The organism is Ruegeria sp. (genome assembly GCF_965243365.1).
Taxonomy (GTDB): domain Bacteria; phylum Pseudomonadota; class Alphaproteobacteria; order Rhodobacterales; family Rhodobacteraceae; genus Ruegeria.
Window position 1 is genome coordinate 1,052,009 of record NZ_CBDEUW010000002.1, and the last position, 15,354, is coordinate 1,067,362.

The following is a 15,354-nucleotide window of genomic DNA, read 5'->3' on the forward strand; positions in this document are numbered from 1 at the left end:
ATTTGTTGAAATAACTTAGCCCACAACACTCAGAAGCAGAAGTTTGACCACAATTCCCCCGCCGGACCGCCCGCAACCATCATTCGCACAGATCCAGATTTTGGCCACCAGCGATTTGCATATGAACCTGACCGGCTATGACTACTACTCGGATCAGCCTGACCCGCATGTCGGACTTGCACGCATAGCCACCCTCATCCGAACGGCCCGCCGCGAGGCTCGGCAATCCGGTGCGTTAAGCCTGTTATTCGACAATGGAGATTCCCTGCAGGGGACCCCGTTTGGCGATTGGGCTGCGGAAAACTCTGTACAGGATCACCCTTTGGCAAGGGCGTTCAACGCGTTGGAATATGACGCGGTTGGACTGGGTAACCATGATTTCAACTTTGGTCTGGATCTGATTGACCACTTTGCCGAACAGCTCACATGCCCTCTTCTATCCAGCAACCTGAGTCGCAAGGATGGTAAGAGAAACCCAAAGCCTTTCGCCATTCTGCAACGCGACATTCAGTGGAACGGTACATCCGTCCCGATACAAGTGGGTGTGCTGTCGGTGTTGCCGCCGCAGACCGCAAAATGGGAAGCGCATTGCCTGAACGGTATGGCGGATTTCCATGACATACTTGAAACTGCGCAGGACACAGCCGCCCGATTGCGGCAATATGGTTGCGACATCGTGGTTGCGCTGGCGCATTCCGGGCTGGCTGAGCCACAGGCGCAGCCGGGGCTGGAAAACGCGGTGATTCCGTTGGCCGCCATAAACGAAATTGACGCAATCATAGCGGGCCACACACATTTGACCCTGCCCGGCAAAGTACATACGGATATCGATCACGTCGACAGCACCCTTGGGCTGGTCCATGACACGCCAACCGCCATGCCCGGTTTCGCAGGTTCTCATCTTGCCGTCATCGATCTGATGTTAGAGCGCGACGAGATCGGCCAGTGGTCCGTCGCGCGGTCACGCACAGGACTGCGCCCCGTTTTCCCCAGTGACCGGCCCGGCCCTGTGGCCGAAGACCCTGAGTTGCTAAAGCTGTTTTCCCAAGGACATGCTGCGACTCGCACCTGCGCTGCCCGGCCCGTTGGCTGGTTGTCTCGCTCCATTCACAGCTATTTCAGCTTTTGCGCGCCTGATCGCGGGCTCGCGTTACTGGCTGCTGCACAGGCCGCCGGAATTCGGCCGTTCCTGGCGGGAACCGAGTGGGCAACGCTGCCAATCCTGTCCGCCGCCGCCCCGCCCAAGTCAGGTGGCCGGGCGGGGCCAGCCTTTTACACCCATGTTGCGGCTGGAGAAATATCGATGCGGCATGTGGCCGATATCCATCTTTTTCCAAATGAACTGCGCGCCATTCTGGTGACTGGCGCACAGGTTCGGGATTGGCTTGAAATGGCGGCTGGCCTTTATAATCAAATCACGCCGGAACATGACAAACCTCTGACCAATCCGCGCGTCGCCGGGTATAATTTCGATGTCCTGCACGGCCTCAGCTATCAGATCGACCTGTCACAGCCGCAGCGCTTTGACGCCAATGGCGCTGTGGCCGAAGACGCAGGCACGCGCATCCGAAAACTGACCCATAATGGCCGCTCTGTTCCAGATGATCAGGTTTTCGTGGTGGCCGTGAACAATTACCGTGCGAATGGAGGGGGGAATTTCCCCGGGCTTGAACAGGCCCGGAAAATCAGTTTACCACCCCTGCGCATTCAGGACGTGTTGCGGGATTATCTGACCGGAAAACTGGCGCGCGATCCACTGGAGGATTCTGCGCCCCCATTCAACCTTGCGCCAATGAATGGCGCACGTGCCGTGCTTGAAACCGGCGCCGGGGCCGAGGCCTTTCTGGATGAGTTGACAAGCTATGCGCCACGCATTCTGGGCCGGGATGCCGCCGGTTTTTTGCGGATTGAACTGACACTCTGACGGGTTGTCATTTCCCGCCGAGACACCTATATGAATCAGCGAGAGGTTGGCGCGGGCGAGCGCCTCGCCAACCTGGTCAGGTCCGGAAGGAAGCAGCCACAACGAGCCCCGCTTGGGTCGATGTCCAACCTCTCACTTCTCTACAAATGTATTGAACCACACTGTCATCCGATCCGAAACCGGGTGATCAAAACCTGCGTCTATCCTTCGATCAATCGAGGCCAGACAGCCGCGTTTCTGCGGGCAAAAGCCCCGATGTGACCGATGGATTTCAGGCCAAGTTCCTGCGGGTCGATCAGATGCCGTCGTGCCTCGGAGCCATATAGATCGGCCAGCCGCCAGACAGCCGCCGGTGGGACCATCTGATCATCGGAAAAGGCGAACAGGTCTACTGACCCATTCGCACGCGACCAATCCGCCTTTGGCAAACTAGTCCCGATCTCGGGCAGATAGCTGCGCGGAGAAGTGCACCACTTGCGCCACTGCCAGTAGACCTGTGGCGGTAAATCCGAACCAAAACCAATTGCCTTACCCGGCAGATACCCCAGCATCCGAACAGCCAAAGGCGCGTGCCCGTACCAGAACACCCCGGCCAGCCCGCGATAGGGCCATGGATGATCAGACAGCGTCACCAGTCCCGAACACACGCAGATCGTCCGGTCGATCAGCTCTACATCCCCCTGCAACGGACCAAACATTCCGCCAAGGGAATGCCCAATCGTCCACAGGCGCGCCCTGGGAAACCGGCGCCGCATCTCGGCCCGCGCCGCAGGAATGTCGATCAATGCCCAATCGGCCATTGTGACCGTCGAATTCTTCAGGCGGCCGGTCAGGGATTCACCAAAGTCGCGATAATCATAAGTCAGGCAAGGCATGCCATGTTCTGCCGCCAGCCACCGTGCGAAATGTTGGTAGTAGGTCTGTGGCACGCCAGTGGCGCTGTTAAGGACAACAACCGTATCCGGCGCGGACGCGGGCAAATACAATCTTCCCGACAGTGACGTCGGTCCGGACGGAAACCGTATTTCCTCGACCAGAACCGGGCTTTGAGTATCCAGCATCCTATGCCCCAAAACAAAACTGAACTAATTGGTTCAGATTATCAATCGCCTCAACCACCGCTCCGCGTCAAGCCTCCGCGTGCATGACCAAACGTCCACTTGCCAAAGCATCAGTGCCCTGCCTCTTGCTATTGGCTTGACTCGAACGCGTGGCACCGGCTAGCGATTGGGTGATGGTTCTCGCGCCTTCGTCGGAAGGCCGGGATGAAAAGGGAACACGGTGCGGTCCAACCCGGTTGATCCGGAACGGACCAATGCCGCGACTGCCCCCGCAACTGTAAGCGGAGAGCGACGCCGAAACACCACTGGCCACAGGGCTGGGAAGGTCGGCAGAGCGATGACCCGCAAGTCAGGAGACCTGCCATCGAAGACTGTAACCAAACTCGGGCGGGGTGTCCGGGCAGGGTTTGGCCATGCAAGGCCTATCCTGATCGCCCCATCGCCTAGCGCGCGGAGGGCGCATCATGATCTGGAAGACCAATACTCATCAATTCACCGCCACCGTGTGCCAGCGCACTGGCAAAACCTGCCCGGCGCTCGCGCAAGCCGCTCGGGCGATGGTACAGGCCGTGGCAACGGCAAGCCCGGTTACGACCGAGGCATTCGAAGTTGAAGGAAACGCCGAGCTGACCCATTGCCCGCAAGGCTGCACCGCACGCTTTCATGCCCGGCCAGACCGTGTGCGGATTTATTGCGGCACTGATCCGGACACCCAATCGGGCAGGCTGGATAACTACGCTGAGCTTATGTTCGGCGCTGCGTTTTCAACCCTGCCTGCGGACACAATGGAAAACCCGCCTTGCGCAATGCTTCAGGCTGAGCGGCTTGCGCAGCAGCAGCCAGCCCTCGCCGAGGCCGCCGTAACAGCTTGATCTAGTTATCCCAACGCAGTTGACCAACTTCATTGGCCCATCGCATTTGTCCGTCAGTCTCGACGGCACAGGGACGTATTGCGCGCAATCGGGCCAAGGCGGCCTCAGAATCTTCACCGCACTCGATCATCAGCCGCAGAACAATCATCCCTGACCGGCCGCACCCGCCCCGGCAATGCACCAACGCGCGACCTCCCCGGGACAGGGTTTTCCGAACAGTTTCACTAACCTCGGACCAACGCCTTCTGATGTCAGCCGGTGGTGTGCCAAAATCCTGGATCGGCAGATGGACCCAATCGACACCTAGCGCAGCAAGGTCTTTCCCGAAACTCCCCGCGCCTTCTTGCGCAAACTCCGCTTCGGTGGTCATTGACAGGACGATATCCGGCTTCCAGTTCCTGACCATCTTTAGATCAGCGGCGTAGCCCCCGCCCCGACCGGGCAAAGGGGACAACGCCAGCGTGCCACCGCCTGCAGCAAGGGCAAAGATCTCCAAATGCGGCATCCGCTTTTCTCCTGCTTGTGCCCGACGGTTCTATCCGGCCCCAATGTTGGTCAAAACAAAAATCGTCTCAGCCTGCGGTGGACGTGGCGGACAGCGCGCTCTAGGCTGCGTCGGAACTCGAATCCGCGAAAGCAGACATGACCGACACGCCCAGCCCCGCCTATCAGGTTCTCGCCCGAAAATATCGCCCGGAAACCTTCGCCGATCTGGTTGGCCAGGATGCCATGGTGCGCACCCTGAAGAACGCGTTCGAGGCGGACCGGATCGCGCAGGCGTTCATCATGACCGGCATTCGCGGAACGGGTAAAACCACCACCGCACGCATCATCGCCAAAGGCATGAACTGTATCGGCCCGGACGGAAATGGTGGCCCGACAACCGAACCTTGCGGCCAATGCGAACACTGCGTGGCTATCATGGAGGGTCGTCATGTCGACGTGATGGAAATGGACGCCGCCAGCCGGACCGGCGTGAATGACATCCGCGAGATTATCGACAGCGTTCGTTATCGCGCCGCTTCGGCCCGTTACAAAATCTATATCATTGACGAGGTTCACATGCTGTCGACCAGCGCCTTCAACGCGCTGCTCAAGACACTGGAAGAACCGCCCGAGCATGTGAAGTTCATCTTCGCCACCACCGAGATACGTAAGGTCCCTGTCACAGTCCTGTCGCGCTGCCAGCGTTTTGACCTGCGCCGGATCGAACCGGAAGACATGATCGGCCTGCTGCGCAAGATCGCTGGTGCCGAAGGGGCCGAGATCGCCGATGATGCGCTGGCCCTGATCACCCGCGCTGCCGAAGGGTCCGCCCGCGATGCGACCTCGTTGCTGGATCAGGCCATATCCCATGGCGCGGGCGAAACCAGCGCAGATCAGGTCCGCGCCATGCTGGGGCTTGCCGACCGTGGCCGGGTTCTGGACCTGATGGACATGATCCTGCGCGGTGACGCCGCTGGCGCGCTGACCGAGCTTAGCGCGCAATATGCCGAAGGGGCCGACCCGCTGGCCGTGCTGCGCGATCTGGCGGAAATTACACACTGGGTTTCGGTCGTCAAAATCACTCCGGATGCAGCCGAAGACCCAACCGTCTCACCGGACGAGCGGGCACGGGGTCAGCAGATGGCCGAGGCCCTGCCCATGCGGGTCCTCACCCGGATGTGGCAGATGCTGCTGAAAGCGCTGGACGAGGTCGCGGCAGCCCCGAACGCCATGATGGCCGCCGAAATGGCCGTGATCCGCCTGACCCATGTGGCTGATCTGCCCAGCCCGGAAGAGCTGATCAAGCGACTACAGGATACACCTCCGCCGCCGCCGAACGGTGGTCCTGGCGGTGGTATCTCTATCCCGGAACACGCGGCGACTGCACCACAGGCATCAGCATCCCCAGTATATTCTGCCGCACCGGCAGGAGCTTCCGGCGGCCCAACAGCGGCTCTGGCGCAGGACGCACAGACCGCGCTGGCCCGATATCCGACCTTCGACCATGTGGTCGAACTGATCCGCGCAAACCGCGACGGTGTCCTGCTGGAAGAGGTCAAAAGCTATCTTCGGCTCGCGGCCTATCAACCGGGAAGGATCGAATTCCAACCGACCGAACGCGCCTCGCCACATCTGGCACAACGCCTTGGCAGCGCCCTGCAACGCTGGACAGGCAACCGATGGGCCGTAACGGTCGTCAACGAAGGCGGCGGCAAGACAATCTACGAGGTTGAAAACGCTGCAGAGGAGGCCCTGAAAGCCGAGGCCTCCGAACACCCGCTGGTCCAGGCCGTGTTGGCCCAGTTCCCCAAGGCCCGCATCACAAGGATCGAAACCCCCGAACAGCGCGCCGCGCAAGTCGAAACCGAAGCCCTTCCAGAGGTCGACGATGAATGGGACCCGTTCGAGGAAGACTGATCTTCAACCCATTACGCGGGGCCCTCTTGTGTCACGCGAACGCCGTCCGTATTTAGGCGGCAAACCAGATAACAGGAGATACCGGATGCTCAAAGGACTAGGCGGTCTGGGCGATATGGCCAAGATGATGAAATCCGCGCAGGATTTGCAGACCAAGATGACAGACATGCAGGAAGAGCTGAACAACCTGATGGTTGTCGGCGAATCCGGCGCAGGGCTGGTCAAGGCGACCGCCACCGCCAAGGGCGAACTGAAAGGCTTGGACATCGACCCGTCGATCTTCAATGGCGACGACAAGGAAGTGGTCGAGGACCTGATTCTGGCCGCCATCAAAGACGCCCAGACCAAGGCGCAGGAACGTTCGCAGGCCGAGATGGCAAAGCTGACCGAAAGCATGGGTCTGCCCGCAGACATTAAGCTGCCGTTCTGATCTTCATCTTTTCCCAAATACTCCCGCCGGAGGCGTCCTCCGGCGCGTCACAGGACAGGCCGTGAGCTCGAACAGCGATATCGACAATCTGATCGACCTGATGGCCAAGCTGCCGGGCCTCGGCCCCCGCTCGGCCCGCCGCGCGGTGCTGCACCTGATCCGCAAACGCGCCTTGCTGCTGACGCCCCTGTCGGACGTCATGCAGCAAGTGGCGGTCACCGCCCGTGAATGCCTGAACTGCGGCAATGTTGGCACCTCTGATATCTGCGACATCTGTGACAATGAGGCCCGTGCGACCGGAGAGCTGTGCGTGGTCGAAGACGTCGCCGACCTCTGGGCAATGGAGCGCGCAGGCGTATTCAAAGGCCGTTATCATGTTCTGGGGGGCACTTTGTCGGCGTTGGACGGCATCGGCCCGGACGAGCTGCGCATTCCAAGGTTGAAAGATCGGGTTATGGCCGAGGAGGTCACCGAGGTCATTCTGGCCCTGAACGCCACCGTCGACGGCCAGACCACCGCTCACTACATTGCCGATCAGTTGGAGGGGCAGGTCCGCCTGACCTCACTGGCCCAGGGCGTGCCGATTGGGGGCGAACTGGACTACCTTGATGACGGGACGATTACGGCAGCGCTGCGGGCGCGGAAGGAGCTTTGATCTATCCAAGAATTTGTAGTTGCAGGCATTTCGAAACAGGAAGTTACTTTGGGCCAATATCCCGATCTCTACATCCTCAGGCATGGGGAAACCAAATGGAACACTTTGGGCAAGTTCCAGGGGCACAAGAATTCTCCGCTGACCGAAACTGGCAAGGCGCAAGCACGTATGCAGAATAAAATTCTCGACCGCCTCCCCAATTGCCCGCCCGATGCCTTTGTCAGTCCGCAAGAACGCGCCATGCACACGGCGCAGATCGCACTGCCACAACATGTATCCAAGCAGACCGATGACCGGCTCATGGAAATCGCATTTGGGCAGTGGGAGGGGGCGACAAAAGACTATATCCGGTCGCAGATTACCTGCCCATATGACAGCTATCAATGGTTCTTCCAAAGCCCTGGCGGCGAGAGCTTTGAGATGATTGCCCAAAGGGCCCAATCCTTCTTGGCCAACTTGAAAACGCCCACGCTTGTAGTGACCCATGGAGTGACATCCATGGTCCTGCGCGGACTCTGGCTAGGGTTGGATTTAAATGATTTGCTGAAGCTTTCACGAACCCAAGGATGTGTGTTTCACCTGTCGAACGAAACCGAGACGATCTTGACCTGAGACCATTCTCTGCAAAGATAGGCAAACATTGATTTATATGGTTGTAATATGCTGAAAACCCACCTTCTCGCCCTCACCCTAGCCGCCTTCACCGCAACCGCTGCCCTATCGCAAGAACTCGTCGACAAAGGCTTCGTCGAGGGCTGGAACATCATGATGGACCCCGCGCTTGGCAACGGATGCCTGATTCAGACGGTGTATCAGGACCTCTCGGTCGTGCGCATCGGCTATGACGCGCTGGACAATCGGGGGTATTTCGCCGTCTACAACAAGGCCTGGGGCGACATCAAACAGGGTGAAAGCTACCCGATCCGCTTTGATCTGGACGGCAAGAGCTATGACGCCACCGCCATTGGCTTCAATGAACGCGACGTGCCCGGTGCGACGGTGTTCTTCACCGACCGGAATTTCGTCACCGCGATTGCGCAGAACAAGACAATGACCGTCTTCAACCCGGCAGGTGAAACCGTCATGGCCATCGATCTGACCGGCACAGCCAAAGCGCTGGAATACGCGCGGGAATGTCAGAGCGGTGAGCTTTAACGAATCGGATCGAACAAGGCATCCTTGGCGGTGCAATCCCTGATCACGTCCCGACCGCAGGGTACGGGGTTCAGATCCCCAGACAGGCACAAGCGAACCTCTTCGATGTAACCCTGCTTGCAGGTCACAGTGATCATGTCGCGTTCGAAACCCGGATTGGCTTTCAGAAACGCCTCCTCAACCACCGAAGCAGGCAGTTTGACGGTCGTGTCAAGCTTGCGGAACACCGCCGGACGCTGAACGCTTTCGTAGGCTTGCCGGGAAAGGGCAAAATAGTCGGGCGCCGACAGGCCCGTGCAAGTGCCGTGCTTTTTCCACTGATGCCAGGCCAGCCCTGAACTGCCCTGAATGTCTTCCATTTCCCGGGTCATGCGGCGTGATGGCGGGGCCTCGGGCGTGCGGCAGAAGGCTGGCCAACCCTGATGGTATTGTGGCCAGAGCCCGTGCAGGATCCATCCGTGGTCATGCCGCGCGTCACACTGGTCCGATCCACGCGCATCGCCCTCACGCGTGCACCAGTTTGGCGACCAGCTGAGCGACAGGACGTAATAGTCGAACTCACCCGCCTGTTCGCCGTCTGCCACCGCCGGAATTGCGCCTGCCAACCACAGAACCAAACCTAAAATTCGCTGCCGCATTCGCCTCTTCCCTTCTTGCCTTTGCGCGACTATATAGGCCCCAAGTTCCCCGACAACGGAAACCTGCCCCAAGACCACGGGGCCGCCGAATTCCGGCGACGGGACAGATGTATTTATAGGAGACGGGCTGATGGCAAAACCGCTTATGGCCAAGGCAACCGCCGTATGGCTGGTGGACAATACCACGATCAGCTTCAAGCAGATCGCGGATTTCGTAGGCATGCACGAGCTTGAGGTGCAGGGCATTGCCGATGGTGACGTGGCTGCCGGCGTCAAAGGGTTCGACCCGATTGCCAACAACCAGCTGACGCAGGAAGAAATCGACGCGGCGCAGAACAATCCGCTGCACAAGCTGAAGCTGAAGTTCAACCCGTCCGCTGCCGGCGAAGAAAAGCGCCGTGGCCCCCGGTATACCCCGCTGTCCAAGCGTCAGGACCGTCCGAACTCAATCCTGTGGCTGGTCAAGTTCCACCCGGAACTCAGCGACGGTCAGATTGCCAAGCTGGTTGGCACCACCAAGCCGACCATCCAGTCGATCCGCGAGCGCACGCACTGGAACATTGCCAACATGCAGCCCATTGATCCGGTTGCGCTGGGCCTGTGCAAACAGTCCGAGCTGGACGCTGTGGTTCAGAAAGCCGCAGCGAAGAAAGTAGCTGAAGGTGGTGTCATGAGTGACGATGAACGCCGCAAGCTGGTTTCGACCGAGCAATCGCTTGAGATGGACGCCGCACCGAAGATTCCGACCGCAATCGAAGGTCTGGAGACCTTCTCGCTGTCGGATGAGCCGGTCGAAGAGAAAGATGAGGAAGAAGTCATCGACGCAGACAGCTTCTTCAACCTGCCCAAAGGCGGCGCGGACGAAGACGAGGACGATCTGCGTCCCTGATCTGTCAATAGCTCCGGTCTGTCCGGACCGGAGCTTTTTTACAGGAAAACCATGCTGAACGTATTGTCTGCCATATTTGGCCCGCACCGAGCGGTTAGCATCTACGCCTTTCTCAAGACCTGGGGTCTGGGTCTTGCTGGCGGGTTGGTTATGATCGTGATTGTGACCACGCTGTTCCTATTGGGCGATGAAGGCGAACACGAACACCACTCGTTCATGACTGTCCCTGTACTGTCGGCAACACCGATCAACGGTGATCTGAAAAACGGAGTCATTGCGTCTGTCCGGTTGCCGGATGGGTCGGCGGAGTCCATCACTTCTACCGAAGCGCCCGTCTCACAGACAGTTGGCACCAGTGCGTGCGTCGAAAAACGGGTTTATGTCGACAGCGGCGAAGCCCGCTACAGGTTCAAGCTGCCCCGGTTTTGCGAAGCAAGTTAGGCCGGAAATGCCGCCCAGCCTGTGTGCCGGGCGGCGCCTTTTTCAGACCATCTGAAACAGGATACCGGTGACGATAGCTCCGCCAACGCCCAGCCCCAGATAAGTGGCGAAAACGCGCGGTTTGACCAGGGACCAAACCGCCGCCATCGCCGGGATCGAGCTGACTGCACCGGCCACCATGAAGGCCATTGCGGCACCTGCGGTCATGCCCTGCTCCATTAGACCAGCCAGCAGCGGTGGCGCGACATAGGAGTTCAGGTAGGCTGGCATTCCGACGAGGGCTGCAACAATGATGGGCAGCACGCCTTCCCCACCAACGGCCCGCGCAATCAGGTCGGCAGGCACATAGCTGACCAACAGCGCCTCAAGCACATAGGCCAGTGCAAGCCATTTCAGCAGGAACAACCCGTTCTGGACGAACTCTGCCCGGAACCGCACGCGACGCTCTGGTTCCTGCCAGAAGGTCCAGACCGGTTTATCGTCCTGTTTGGGGCCACAACCGCAGCATCCCGCAGGTTTGTATTCGCGCAGAGGTTCAGCAAAGGCACCACCACGCGTCAACGCCCGCACAGCAAAGCCGCCAAACAGACCCAAGGCTACGGCGGCAACTGCTTTGCCGATGGCAAACGGCCACCCCAGCGCACCAGCGGTAATCAACAGGGTCGGCGGGTCAATCAGAGGAGAGCTGAGCCAGAACGCCATGACCGCCGAAAGCGGCGCGCCCAATGCCAGCAGACCGGCGATAAACGGAATGACTTCGCAGGAACAAAACGGGGCAAGCCCTCCAAACAGGGCCGCCAGAAAGATCATCCGGGTCTCGCGCCCTTCAAAGGCCCGCGCGACCATGACTTCGGCCCCGGTTGCCTTGAGGTAGGACAGCAAAAGGACCGCGAACAGGATGTACTGCCCGGTATGGGCAAGTGCCTTTCCTGCGAATATGACAATTTCTGTCCAGTTGCCCGGATCGAGCACAGCAACCAGCGCAAGGATTACTATGATCAAAGCCCACGGGGTCTTGATCAACTCCAGCAAGGTTTTGCCAGCAACCTTTGGGCTTTGTGTCAACTCAGCCATCATTTGCGGCCTTTCCTATTTCATCGGCACAACATTCGCTGAGAATGAACTGCGCCAGATTTTGCAATTCGTCGAAACAGGCCCGGTTGATCGTCGTGCGGCCGACCTTCTCTTGCTCGACAACACCGCCAGCGGCCAGAAACCGCAGGTGATGCGCCAACGTGGACGGGGCGATTCCGGTCCGGTTCTGGATTTCCCCAACGGTCAACCCTGCCTCGCCCGCACGGACCAGCGTCTTGAGGACTTGAAGCCGGGCTTCGGATCCCATGGCTGAAAATCCTGCTGCTGCGGTTTCCCACATTTGCTTTCTCCATTAAACTAGATTTCTAGTTATTTAGTTTAATGAGGAGTGCACGTCAACCGAATTGTGATCGGTAATTACGAAACCTCTTTAAGTCCAGATTGCCTGACCCTTAGGTCCAGCCTATAAGCGGATATGGCGATTTCGGTGGACACGTTCTTTATGGACCCAAACGGGCAAGGCACCTTGCAGGCGCGCATTCAACAAATGATCGCCGAGGGTATCCTGTCTGGCCGATTTCATGTCGGAGAAAAACTGCCCTCGTCCCGAAAACTGGCCGCCCATCTTGGGGTCAGTCGGATCACGGTCACACTGGCCTATACCGAGTTGTTGGCCAGCGACTATCTGACAGCCAAAGGGCGATCGGGGTATTTCGTGTCCCAAAACGCACCGGTGCCACCGAAGTATACACCGTTGCAAAAGGGCGATGAATCGGTCGATTGGGATGCCGCCCTCGCGCGTTTCTATTCTGATGGGGATTTCCTGCAAAAGCCCAGCGATTGGCGCGACTATCGCTACCCTTTCATCTACGGGCAGGCAGACAGGTCGTTGTTTGATCATGCCAACTGGCGACTTTGCGCAGTCCGGGCTTTAGGCCACAAGGATTTCGATTCTCTGACCGGTGACTATGTGGATCAGGACGACTCGCTGCTGGTTGAGTTCATCGCCCGTCACACACTGCCCCGCCGAGGCATCTCGGCACGGCCCGAAGAGATTCTGATCACTTTGGGCGCGCAGAATGCACTTTGGCTGGCGTCCCGGGTTCTTTTGAACCGTCACCGGACGGCGGCAATCGAAGATCCTTGTTACTATGCGCTTCGGAATCTTCTTCTGCATTCCGAATGCACGGTAGCGCCCCTGCCCGTTGATCAGGATGGTCTGCCCCCGGAAAGCATACCGGACCAAACCGATGTGATCTTCACAACGCCCAGCCATCAAAGCCCAACAACCGCCACAATGCCTTTGGAACGGCGCAACGCCCTTTTGGACCGCGCACGCGAGCTGGATGCGGTCATCGTCGAAGATGACTACGAGTTTGAGATGGCGTTTCTGGGCGCGCCTTCGCCTGCGTTAAAATCCCTCGACCGGGATGGGCGGGTTGTCTATGTCGGCAGCTTCTCAAAATCGTTGTTTCCCGGCCTTCGTCTGGGATACATGGTCGGATCGGAACCCTTCATTCGCGAGGCACGCGCCTTGCGCGCTTTGGTTCTGCGCCACCCACCCGGACATATTCAGCGCACGGCGGCCTATTTCCTGTCCCTTGGACATTACGATGCGCAAATCAGGCGCATGTCGAAGGCGCTGCAGTTGCGCCGCGAAGCGATTGAGACAGCGATTGATGCATACGGCCTGACTGTCGCCGGGCGTGGTGTGCTGGGTGGTTCATCCATGTGGATGCAGGCGCCACAAAGTGTGGATACAACCCGATTGGCGAGTGATCTTCAGGATCGCAGCGTTCACATCGAACCCGGGGAACAGTTCTTTTCCGGACCAGATCGACCCCGCAACTACTACCGTCTGGGCTATTCCTCGATCCAGCCCGAACGAATTGCACCGGGAATTGAACAGATTGCCGAAGCGATCCGGGCGCTTTAGGTGACTGGACTTAATCCGCGTTGCCTTCTGGCCCTAACGCCGCCTGCGCCGTTGCGCCAAAACCGCAAAGAACTGCCGTGGCGCGTTGCCCGTCACGACCATACAGCCCCGGAGATACGCCGATGAAAATGACCACTGAAGAAGCCTTTGTTAAGGTTCTGCAAATGCATGGGATCGAACACGCGTTCGGGATCATCGGCTCAGCCATGATGCCGATCTCGGACCTGTTTCCCAAGGCGGGGATCACTTTTTGGGATTGCGCCCATGAGGGCAGCGCCGGGATGATGGCAGATGGCTACACGCGCACCACCGGCAAAATGTCGATGATGATCGCGCAGAACGGCCCCGGCATCACCAATTTTGTCACCGCCGTCAAAACCGCATATTGGAACCACACTCCGCTGCTGCTGGTGACCCCTCAGGCGGCGAACAAGACCATCGGTCAGGGCGGTTTTCAGGAAGTCGAACAGATGAAACTGTTCGAAGACATGGTTGCCTATCAGGAAGAGGTCCGTGACCCGACCCGTGTCTGCGAAGTCCTGAATCGCGTCATTGTGCAGGCCAAGCGCGCCAGCGCTCCGGCCCAGCTGAATATCCCGCGTGACATGTGGACCCAGGTTATAGATGTTGAACTGCCCGCGGTTGTCGAATTCGAACGCCCTTCGGGTGGCGAAACCGCTGTATCACAAGCTGCGGAACTGCTGTCGAATGCCAAAAACCCGGTCATCCTGAACGGTGCCGGTGTGGTTCTGGCCGAAGGCGGTATCGACGCCTCCAAGGCCCTGGCCGAGCGTCTGGATGCGCCGGTCTGCGTCGGCTACCAGCACAATGACGCCTTCCCGGGCTCGCACCCGCTGTTTGCCGGTCCGCTGGGCTATAACGGTTCGAAAGCGGGTATGGAGTTGATTTCGGAGGCCGATGTTGTGCTGTGCCTCGGCACCCGCTTGAACCCGTTCTCGACCCTTCCGGGCTATGGCATGGACTACTGGCCTGCAGACGCCAAAATCATACAGGTCGACATCAACCCCGATCGTATCGGCCTGACCAAGACAGTCAGTGTCGGTATCGTGGGGGACGCTGCCAAAGTGGCAAAAGGTATTCTGTCACAATTGTCAGGAACCGCGGGGGACGAAGGCCGCGAAGCGCGCAAGGCCAAAATCGCTCAGAAGAAATCGGCCTGGGCGCAGCAGCTGTCCAGCATGGATCACGAAGATGACGACCCCGGCACCACCTGGAACCAGCGCGCCCGCGCCGCCAAGCCGGATTGGATGAGCCCGCGCATGGCGTGGCGCGCCATTCAGGCTGCCTTGCCGAAAAAGGCGATCATCTCCTCCGATATCGGCAATAACTGCGCCATTGGAAACGCCTACCCATCTTTCGAAGAAGGTCGCAAATATCTTGCCCCCGGCCTGTTCGGTCCTTGCGGCTATGGCCTGCCATCGATCATGGGGGCCAAGATCGGCAACCCGGACGTGCCGGTTGTCGGTTTTGCCGGTGACGGCGCCTTTGGCATCGCGGTGAACGAACTGACGGCCATTGGGCGCGAGGAATGGCCCGCGATCACTCAGATCGTGTTTCGCAACTACCAATGGGGGGCGGAAAAGCGTAATTCGACCCTTTGGTACGACGACAACTTCGTCGGTACCGAGTTGGATACCAAAGTCTCTTATGCCGGTATTGCACAAGCATGCGGCCTGAAAGGCGTTGTCGCGCGCACTCAGGACGAGCTGACAGCCGCGCTGGGCCAGGCCATTGAGGATCAGAAGAACGGCATCACCACCCTGATCGAAGCCATGATCAATCAGGAATTGGGCGAACCCTTCCGCCGTGACGCCATGAAGAACCCAGTCGAAGTTGCCGGCATTTCCGCCGACGACATGCGGCCTCAGTAGGTCCAGACTTCGGGTCGGCCCAA

At 59.0% G+C, this 15,354-nt stretch carries 15 protein-coding genes, 1 other RNA gene, 1 pseudogene and 1 riboswitch; of the genes and pseudogenes, 12 read left to right on the top strand and 5 right to left on the bottom strand.

The genetic code is table 11. The features are described 5' to 3' along the window. Nucleotides 1–43: 43 nt before the first annotated feature. Both ACP0GE_RS08915 and ffs read left to right on the top strand, forming a co-directional pair. Complete coding sequence (locus ACP0GE_RS08915; RefSeq protein WP_424831599.1) at nt 44–1,924, top strand: bifunctional 2',3'-cyclic-nucleotide 2'-phosphodiesterase/3'-nucleotidase; 1,881 nt, start codon at nt 44–46, stop codon at nt 1,922–1,924. A gap of 39 nt (nt 1,925–1,963) precedes the next feature. Beyond that, an RNA gene (ffs, locus tag ACP0GE_RS08920) (signal recognition particle sRNA small type) lies at nt 1,964–2,062 on the top strand. A 62-nt stretch (nt 2,063–2,124) separates the two neighbouring features. Here ffs and ACP0GE_RS08925 read toward each other — a convergent pair. Continuing rightward, nucleotides 2,125–2,985, bottom strand: a complete 861-nt coding sequence (locus ACP0GE_RS08925; protein WP_424831600.1) for a hypothetical protein — start codon at nt 2,983–2,985, stop codon at nt 2,125–2,127. Between the two features lie 157 nt (nt 2,986–3,142). Next, nucleotides 3,143–3,365: riboswitch (cobalamin riboswitch) on the top strand. Nucleotides 3,366–3,449: 84 nt separating this feature from the next. Between ACP0GE_RS08925 and ACP0GE_RS08930 the strand changes: the two genes are divergently transcribed. After that, on the top strand, nt 3,450–3,857 hold the full coding sequence (locus tag ACP0GE_RS08930; protein ID WP_424831601.1) for a hypothetical protein: 408 nt from the start codon (nt 3,450–3,452) through the stop codon (nt 3,855–3,857). 1 nt (nt 3,858) lies between these two features. Here ACP0GE_RS08930 and ACP0GE_RS08935 read toward each other — a convergent pair whose 3' ends face one another. Further along, nucleotides 3,859–4,362: a protein-tyrosine phosphatase family protein gene (locus ACP0GE_RS08935; protein WP_424831602.1), complete on the bottom strand. Its 504-nt coding sequence runs from the start codon at nt 4,360–4,362 to the stop codon at nt 3,859–3,861. Nucleotides 4,363–4,493: 131 nt separating this feature from the next. Between ACP0GE_RS08935 and ACP0GE_RS08940 the strand changes: the two are divergent. The 5 genes and pseudogenes from ACP0GE_RS08940 to ACP0GE_RS08960 form a co-directional block, all read left to right on the top strand. Further along, nucleotides 4,494–6,260: pseudogene (locus tag ACP0GE_RS08940) on the top strand (DNA polymerase III subunit gamma/tau); the annotation flags it as partial. Nucleotides 6,261–6,345: 85 nt separating this feature from the next. Further along, nucleotides 6,346–6,690 (top strand): YbaB/EbfC family nucleoid-associated protein, encoded by a 345-nt coding sequence (locus ACP0GE_RS08945; RefSeq protein ID WP_424831603.1) that lies wholly within the window; start codon nt 6,346–6,348, stop codon nt 6,688–6,690. A gap of 61 nt (nt 6,691–6,751) precedes the next feature. Next, nucleotides 6,752–7,345, top strand: coding sequence for a recombination mediator RecR (gene recR, locus ACP0GE_RS08950; protein ID WP_424831604.1), 594 nt, complete (start codon nt 6,752–6,754; stop codon nt 7,343–7,345). Nucleotides 7,346–7,393: 48 nt separating this feature from the next. Beyond that, nucleotides 7,394–7,957 (top strand): histidine phosphatase family protein, encoded by a 564-nt coding sequence (locus ACP0GE_RS08955; RefSeq protein WP_424831605.1) that lies wholly within the window; start codon nt 7,394–7,396, stop codon nt 7,955–7,957. Nucleotides 7,958–8,005: 48 nt separating this feature from the next. Beyond that, a complete protein-coding gene (locus ACP0GE_RS08960) occupies nt 8,006–8,500 on the top strand; it encodes a hypothetical protein (RefSeq protein WP_424831606.1) in 495 nt (164 codons plus the stop codon). On the opposite strand, the gene ACP0GE_RS08965 is transcribed toward ACP0GE_RS08960, so the two are convergent. Continuing rightward, complete coding sequence (locus ACP0GE_RS08965) at nt 8,497–9,138, bottom strand: ribonuclease T2 family protein (RefSeq protein ID WP_424831607.1); 642 nt, start codon at nt 9,136–9,138, stop codon at nt 8,497–8,499. The genes ACP0GE_RS08960 and ACP0GE_RS08965 overlap by 4 nt on opposite strands. A gap of 130 nt (nt 9,139–9,268) precedes the next feature. Here ACP0GE_RS08965 and ACP0GE_RS08970 point away from each other — a divergent pair, with 130 nt between their 5' ends. Continuing rightward, nucleotides 9,269–10,027, top strand: a complete 759-nt coding sequence (locus ACP0GE_RS08970; protein WP_424831608.1) for a DUF1013 domain-containing protein — start codon at nt 9,269–9,271, stop codon at nt 10,025–10,027. A gap of 51 nt (nt 10,028–10,078) precedes the next feature. After that, nucleotides 10,079–10,468: a hypothetical protein gene (locus tag ACP0GE_RS08975; protein ID WP_424831609.1), complete on the top strand. Its 390-nt coding sequence runs from the start codon at nt 10,079–10,081 to the stop codon at nt 10,466–10,468. 42 nt (nt 10,469–10,510) lie between these two features. Here the strand turns inward: ACP0GE_RS08975 and ACP0GE_RS08980 are convergent, their stop codons facing one another. Together ACP0GE_RS08980 and ACP0GE_RS08985 are read right to left on the bottom strand one after the other, a co-directional pair. Continuing rightward, nucleotides 10,511–11,542 carry a permease gene (locus ACP0GE_RS08980; RefSeq protein WP_424831610.1) on the bottom strand — a complete coding sequence of 344 codons (1,032 nt, stop codon included), beginning with the start codon at nt 11,540–11,542 and terminating at the stop codon, nt 10,511–10,513. Next, complete coding sequence (locus ACP0GE_RS08985; RefSeq protein WP_424831611.1) at nt 11,535–11,843, bottom strand: ArsR/SmtB family transcription factor; 309 nt, start codon at nt 11,841–11,843, stop codon at nt 11,535–11,537. Before ACP0GE_RS08985 ends, ACP0GE_RS08980 begins: the two co-directional genes overlap by 8 nt. 135 nt (nt 11,844–11,978) lie before the next feature. On the opposite strand from ACP0GE_RS08985, the gene ACP0GE_RS08990 reads away from it, so the two are divergent. Both ACP0GE_RS08990 and xsc read left to right on the top strand, forming a co-directional pair. Continuing rightward, nucleotides 11,979–13,439 (top strand): PLP-dependent aminotransferase family protein, encoded by a 1,461-nt coding sequence (locus tag ACP0GE_RS08990; RefSeq protein WP_424831612.1) that lies wholly within the window; start codon nt 11,979–11,981, stop codon nt 13,437–13,439. 122 nt (nt 13,440–13,561) lie between these two features. After that, the gene (gene xsc / locus ACP0GE_RS08995; RefSeq protein WP_424831613.1) at nt 13,562–15,331 is read left to right on the top strand and encodes a sulfoacetaldehyde acetyltransferase; all 1,770 of its coding nucleotides are present in this window, start codon (nt 13,562–13,564) and stop codon (nt 15,329–15,331) included. Nucleotides 15,332–15,354 lie beyond the last annotated feature (23 nt).

Bases quoted from the DNA above. Each gene is read 5' to 3' on its own strand.
- ACP0GE_RS08925 (WP_424831600.1), bottom strand. From the start codon at position 2,985: ATGCTGGATACTCAAAGCCCGGTTCTGGTCGAGGAAATACGGTTTCCG.
- ACP0GE_RS08930 (WP_424831601.1), top strand. From the start codon at position 3,450: ATGATCTGGAAGACCAATACTCATCAATTCACCGCCACCGTGTGCCAG.
- ACP0GE_RS08935 (WP_424831602.1), bottom strand. From the start codon at position 4,362: ATGCCGCATTTGGAGATCTTTGCCCTTGCTGCAGGCGGTGGCACGCTG.
- ACP0GE_RS08945 (WP_424831603.1), top strand. From the start codon at position 6,346: ATGCTCAAAGGACTAGGCGGTCTGGGCGATATGGCCAAGATGATGAAA.
- ACP0GE_RS08960 (WP_424831606.1), top strand. From the start codon at position 8,006: ATGCTGAAAACCCACCTTCTCGCCCTCACCCTAGCCGCCTTCACCGCA.
- ACP0GE_RS08965 (WP_424831607.1), bottom strand. From the start codon at position 9,138: ATGCGGCAGCGAATTTTAGGTTTGGTTCTGTGGTTGGCAGGCGCAATT.
- ACP0GE_RS08970 (WP_424831608.1), top strand. From the start codon at position 9,269: ATGGCAAAACCGCTTATGGCCAAGGCAACCGCCGTATGGCTGGTGGAC.
- ACP0GE_RS08975 (WP_424831609.1), top strand. From the start codon at position 10,079: ATGCTGAACGTATTGTCTGCCATATTTGGCCCGCACCGAGCGGTTAGC.
- ACP0GE_RS08980 (WP_424831610.1), bottom strand. From the start codon at position 11,542: ATGGCTGAGTTGACACAAAGCCCAAAGGTTGCTGGCAAAACCTTGCTG.
- ACP0GE_RS08985 (WP_424831611.1), bottom strand. From the start codon at position 11,843: ATGTGGGAAACCGCAGCAGCAGGATTTTCAGCCATGGGATCCGAAGCC.
- ACP0GE_RS08990 (WP_424831612.1), top strand. From the start codon at position 11,979: ATGGCGATTTCGGTGGACACGTTCTTTATGGACCCAAACGGGCAAGGC.
- xsc (WP_424831613.1), top strand. From the start codon at position 13,562: ATGAAAATGACCACTGAAGAAGCCTTTGTTAAGGTTCTGCAAATGCAT.